Consider the following 4,700-nt stretch of genomic DNA (forward strand, 5'->3'; position numbering starts at 1 on the left):
AGGCTAATTAGTCACATTGAACTTTTATTGCTAATCCACCACGAGAGGTTTCGCGATATTTTGCGTTCATGTCTTTACCTGTTTCGTACATGGTTTCAATCACTTTATCAAGTGAAACTCGTGGTTCACTGGTACGACGTAATGCCATACGAGCAGCATTTACCGCTTTAACAGAGGCAATTGCATTGCGTTCAATACAAGGAACTTGTACTTGTCCTGCAACAGGATCGCAAGTTAAACCTAAGTTATGCTCCATACCGATTTCAGCAGCAACACAGACTTGTTCAGGGCTAGCACCGAGTAATTCAGCAAGCCCGGCCGCAGCCATTGAGCAAGCAACGCCCACTTCGCCTTGGCAACCCACTTCAGCGCCAGAAATAGAAGCATTCATTTTGTAAAGAATACCAATCGCCCCTGAGGCTAAGAAATAACGGGTATAAATTTCAGGCGTGACCTTTTCAATACAGCGATCGTAATAAGCCAATACAGCTGGAACAATACCACATGCACCATTCGTTGGTGCGGTGACCACTCGTCCACCTGCGGCATTTTCTTCATTCACTGCCAGTGCAAACATATTGATAAGATCAACGACTTTCATCGGATCGTTAGACAGGCTATTACTGGAAGTTAATAAACGATTTAGTGACGCAGCACGACGAGGAACACGAAGTGGTCCCGGTAATACGCCTTCGGTATTTAAACCATGCTCGATACACTCTTGCATGGTTTTATAAACATCAGCAAAATAGGCACTAATTTCGGCTTGAGTATGAAGATCTAGCTCATTTTTCATCATTAAGCTAGAGATTGATAATCCGGTTTCTTTACAATGTTTTAATAACTCTTCAGCGCTTGCATAAGGATAAGAAACAGGTTGGCTGTCAAGCACAGATTTGCCGAAGTTTTCTTCATCAACAATAAATCCACCACCAATAGAGTAGTAGGTTTTACGATAAATTTCTTTGTCACCTGCAAAAGCATGAATTGTCATGCCATTTTCATGTAATGAAAGATTATCATTGCTAAAATGCATACTTTCAGCTGGAAAATCGACAACTTTTAATCCATTTGCTAATGGTAAACGGCCAGTTTCTTCAACTTCACGAATAAAACCGGGAATGCTGTCAATATCGACAGTAGCGGGTGCATTACCTGCTAAGCCCATAATAATTGCGATATCAGTGTGGTGACCTTTGCCTGTCAATGACAATGAGCCGTATACATCAACAGCTACGCGAGTGACAGACGCAATCAGATCCTGGCTGACTAAATCATCGACAAATTCTTTCCCCGCTTTCATGGGGCCTACGGTGTGAGAGCTAGATGGCCCAATGCCCACTTTAAACATGTCGAAAACGCTAATCACGTCAGACTCCTTAATAAGAGTGAGGGTTAAAAAAATAATAAAAATATAGTTATTTATAGTAAGGGGAGCGTTTTTACGATTATATCGTCCCGTTAATAGTCTAGTTTACAACATTTTTTTAAAATAGCTAAGTACAGTTGTAGTGGTGACGATAAAAAGATAGCGTTGGATAATAAAATAATAAATTAAGTAATATGCAACGCGAGGTTATGTAAAATAGCTGCGGTTAGTCCCCACACCAAATGCCCTTCATAAGGGTAAAAATAGATGCGATGCATTTTACCGGCACGACGAAAATCTAACGGTAAATAGCGCTGAGTATTGAGTACATAACTTAATGGCATTTCAAAGACAGAAGCGACTTCTGTGGGATTATGACGTAAAGATAAATTGGGGGGGATCACCCCGACAATGGGGGTTACTAAATAACCTTCTGAACTGCGTAATGGGGCTAATTGGCCGATCACAGAAACCATACTGGGCGGAATATCGACCTCTTCATGGGCTTCACGTAATGCCGTTTCAATAAGGTTTTTATCTTGTGGATCGCGTTTCCCTCCGGGGAGCGCAACTTGTCCGGCATGAGAGCGCAACGTTGATGCGCGCTCTGTTAAGAGGATCGTTGGATTAGGCTTATTGATAATCGGCAGTAAAACCGCTGCCGATTTTTTAGCATCAATAGGCTGATTTACCGGCTCGGGTAAAGTAAGTTGAAAGCGATTGATAAAGGTATCAATAAGTGTCATCGGGAGAAACTTCACTTAAAACAGTTAATATTTGACCAAGTTTATCAAAGGTTTCTTGGTACTCTTGTTCGGCAACGCTATCAGCGACAATTCCACCCCCCGCCCAACAGTAAATTTTATTTTTTTCCGTCAGTAGGGTTCTAATTGAGATATTAGTATCCATCGTACCACAAAAACTAATATAGCCAATGGCACCACAATATCCATGGCGACGATGTGGCTCTAGTTCTTCGATAATCTCCATTGCTCTAATTTTAGGTGCGCCAGTAATTGAACCACCGGGGAAGGCAGCACGTAATAAGTCAGTTGCGTTTAAATTTTCTGGAAGTTCAGCGGTAATAGTGCTGACTAAGTGGTGCACGGCGGGAAAGCGTTCAACAACGAATAATTCAGGTACTTTGACTGATCCTGTTGTGGCAACTTTACCAATATCATTGCGCATTAAATCGACAATCATTAAGTTTTCAGCACGATCTTTACGAGAATTTGCCAGCAATTGCGCTTGTTCATCATCTTCATCGGGATGCGCTTTACGGGGAAGGGTACCCTTTATTGGACGTGTTTCAATTTTATGATCACTTAAATGAATAAAACGTTCAGGAGAAATACTCATAACAAAATGATGAGGTAAATGCATAAAAGCAGAAAATGGTGCTTTATTCGCTTGATTTAGTGTTAAAAATGCATTCCATTCATCACCGCTATAATTAGCACAAAAACGTTGCGCTAAATTGACTTGATAGCAATCCCCTGAAAGTAAGTATTGATGAATTTTAGCAATTTTTTCATTGTATTCATCACTACTCATGTTTGATTGCCATGGAGAAGTTAAGACAAAAGGTTCTTTTTTTTCTATTGTGTTATTATCAGCGTGCTTTGCTAGCCATTGGAGACGTGCGTCAATATCTTGGTAGCTTATTAATGTGGCTTTTTTCAGTTGATGGTCAACAATTAGTGCCCAATCATAAATACCGATAGCCATATCAGCGAAATTAAGTTCATTTTTTGCTAATTCTGGTAATATTTCAATGCGACGACCTAAATCGTAACTCCATATACCTAATGCGCCACCTAGAAAAGGAAGCGTTTCATCACTGACTGGATGAAAATTAAAAGCGTCTAATGCTGTTTGGATAAGCGTAAAGGGATCTTTTTTAGAGCGTTTGACTCGACCGGTTTTCTCTTTAATAGTGGTAATTTGTTTGCGTGTTTCTAAGGTAATAGCAGGATCGGATACAACAATATCAAAACGATTATGGTGATGTTCGGCAAAACCTGAATGCAGTAAACTAGACCAAGACAAAGAGGCGATAGGTGCAAATACCCGTAATGCTAAATCAGGGGTATAAGTTAATTCACGTTGCTGTAATTGCATATCCATTTTATGACCATTTAAACAAGTATTCTGTATCATTTACACTATCAATCATTAGTTCAGTGATTGCATTATTGTAAAGACCAACATAGAAATCGATTAAGATAAGAGTAACATTATGTTTCTAGGAATGCCTACATTAACACATGAAGAACAACAAAAAGCAGTAGAAAAAATTCAACATCTGATGTCCGAAGGTATGAGTAGTGGTGAGGCGATCCAATTGGTCGCTCAAGAATTAAGAGAAAAACACACGACTCGTGAATCAGTCTCTATTGTGTTTGACGATGACAATGATTAAAACATTTTTTTAACAAATGTCACAAATACCCTGTTTTGCTTATGCTATGCTTAATAGAAACTCGTCCTGCTTTAAGGGATATTTTCGGGAGGTTATTATGAAATTAAGCAAATTAGTTGGTCAAACAGGGATACTTGGTGCAGGTTTTTTTCTTGCGGTTTCTTTTGGAGCCTCTGCAGAAAGTGTCACAAATGTGAATAATGATAATAATGTTGTGCGCTCAGCCCCTTTTGCTAGTTGTGTTAATCTTGATAAAGAACAACTTGCCACTAGAGTGAAAAATGATTATTTACTCAATCGATTACCTCGCTGGCAGGATGATAAAAAAGCGCTAGGACCAAAACCTGTGGCGAATATTAATGCGAACGATGTTATCAAAAGAGATAATAGCTATCATGTTATCTTGGATGTAAGAGGTGCTCGTACCGATCTACGTTACAATGTTGAAGTTAATTGTGATGAGAATAAAATTACCTATATATCAAGTAAATAGTATCATTTAACTGATAAAAAATAGCGATTTTTCGCCCATTTTTTATATCATTACTTGAAAATAAAAAAGAGATAAACGTAAATGTTTATCTCTTTTTTTAATATTGAGCACGGTATTTATTTCGACTCAAAAGGTAAGCGAGAATAGTGTTGGCTTCGTGCTCGATAAAAGGTCACTCTTTCTTGAAAATAGCTTTGTAAAGCTTGAGGTTGCTCTCTTGCTATCGCATCAGCCACTACTGGCATATTATAACGCTCTTTAAAGGCAACCCCTGAAGCGGCTAGGTTGACATTAATTTTATCTTTTTCTTCTTGTGTAAGTTCAGCAAGGTTATAACCCATCGTACTTTCTCCCTTGTTATATGAGAGTAAAGTAAAAGAGAGCGATGAGTAATGCAAGTAACTAAAAGAAATTAT

General features: G+C 38.9%; 6 protein-coding genes. 2 read left to right on the forward strand and 4 right to left on the reverse strand.

Features of this window, described 5'->3' with window-relative positions:
- Positions 1–7 precede the first annotated feature (7 nt).
- From AACU95_RS09770 to pabB, 3 genes are all read right to left on the reverse strand, one after another.
- Positions 8–1,369 carry an L-serine ammonia-lyase gene (locus tag AACU95_RS09770; RefSeq protein WP_004248310.1) on the reverse strand — a complete coding sequence of 454 codons (1,362 nt, stop codon included), beginning with the start codon at positions 1,367–1,369 and terminating at the stop codon, positions 8–10.
- A gap of 185 nt (positions 1,370–1,554) precedes the next feature.
- The gene (locus tag AACU95_RS09775; RefSeq protein ID WP_004248308.1) at positions 1,555–2,115 is read right to left on the reverse strand and encodes a CoA pyrophosphatase; all 561 of its coding nucleotides are present in this window, start codon (positions 2,113–2,115) and stop codon (positions 1,555–1,557) included.
- The gene (pabB, locus tag AACU95_RS09780) at positions 2,102–3,529 is read right to left on the reverse strand and encodes an aminodeoxychorismate synthase component 1 (RefSeq protein ID WP_004248307.1); all 1,428 of its coding nucleotides are present in this window, start codon (positions 3,527–3,529) and stop codon (positions 2,102–2,104) included. The genes AACU95_RS09775 and pabB overlap by 14 nt, the downstream gene beginning before the upstream one ends.
- Positions 3,530–3,608: 79 nt before the next feature.
- Between pabB and AACU95_RS09785 the strand changes: the two genes are divergently transcribed.
- Both AACU95_RS09785 and yebF read left to right on the forward strand, forming a co-directional pair.
- On the forward strand, positions 3,609–3,791 hold the full coding sequence (locus AACU95_RS09785) for a YoaH family protein (protein WP_004243469.1): 183 nt from the start codon (positions 3,609–3,611) through the stop codon (positions 3,789–3,791).
- Positions 3,792–3,888: 97 nt separating this feature from the next.
- A complete protein-coding gene (yebF, locus tag AACU95_RS09790) occupies positions 3,889–4,284 on the forward strand; it encodes a protein YebF (protein WP_012368045.1) in 396 nt (131 codons plus the stop codon).
- Between the two features lie 116 nt (positions 4,285–4,400).
- Here yebF and AACU95_RS09795 read toward each other — a convergent pair whose 3' ends face one another.
- Positions 4,401–4,625 carry a DNA polymerase III subunit theta gene (locus AACU95_RS09795; protein WP_004243467.1) on the reverse strand — a complete coding sequence of 75 codons (225 nt, stop codon included), beginning with the start codon at positions 4,623–4,625 and terminating at the stop codon, positions 4,401–4,403.
- Between the last annotated feature and the right edge of the window lie 75 nt (positions 4,626–4,700).

This window comes from Proteus sp. G4415 (assembly GCF_963896075.1).
GTDB classification, from domain to species: domain Bacteria; phylum Pseudomonadota; class Gammaproteobacteria; order Enterobacterales; family Enterobacteriaceae; genus Proteus; species Proteus mirabilis.